This window comes from Rhodoplanes sp. SY1, from assembly GCF_046000175.1.
In the GTDB taxonomy this organism is placed as follows: Bacteria; Pseudomonadota; Alphaproteobacteria; order Rhizobiales; family Xanthobacteraceae; genus Rhodoplanes.
The window spans coordinates 1-650 of sequence record NZ_JBEOMB010000380.1 but is presented as its reverse complement, the minus strand read 5'-3'; the positions used below and the strand labels follow the sequence as shown (position 1 = coordinate 650).

At 66.0% G+C, this 650-nt stretch carries 1 protein-coding gene; it reads right to left on the bottom strand.

The annotated features are described in order from the left end of the window. The coding region (locus tag ABTU92_RS29815) for a hypothetical protein (protein ID WP_408095154.1) at positions 1-184 on the bottom strand (184 nt) is incomplete at its 3' end. Positions 185-650: the final 466 nt, after the last annotated feature.

The window sequence follows — 650 nt, the reverse complement described above, 5'->3', positions numbered from 1 at the left end:
TCTGCTCCGCCCGCTGCTCCGGATAGCGTGGCAGCAGATCGATCGACCGGACCTTGTCGAAGACGTCCGGCTCACGGGTATCGTAGATCAGCGGCGGCGGAACGTTGCAGCCGGCGAGCAGGGCGATGCCCAGGGCGAGGGTCGGCCGCAGCGGAACGCATGAGAAGGCTCGGCGTCGGCACACGGGCTTTTCCACTCGACACACTCTCGATTGGCCGTTCCGGACGTCACGATAATGACGTCACGACAATGTCATCACGGCAATGTCGTCCTCGCGCGTCCCGCCGAACCTCTGCTTCGCTACGGCAAGCGCCGTCGTCGCCGTGACGGCCCTTCGATCAGCCGGATCGTGCCCAAAGCGACATGTCGAGGGTTCTGCTCGATCGCCGGCGTCGGGAGACACCATCGCACGCCGGAGGCACGGTGGCGGGCGCCGCACATGCCGGCATCGTCCGGATCCCTCCGGGCGCACCGCGTATCGTGACGGTGAGGGCCGATACGCCGCGTCCGGATGTCTCGCTTACGCATGTCCCGCACCGCCTCTCCCGTGGCCATCAGCTCGCCCTTCAGGATGTTAACGCCGTCCGATGGTGGCAAGACGCGGCGACGGTACCGTGTGTGTGTGACACCTTTGTGTGTGATGCGCATGC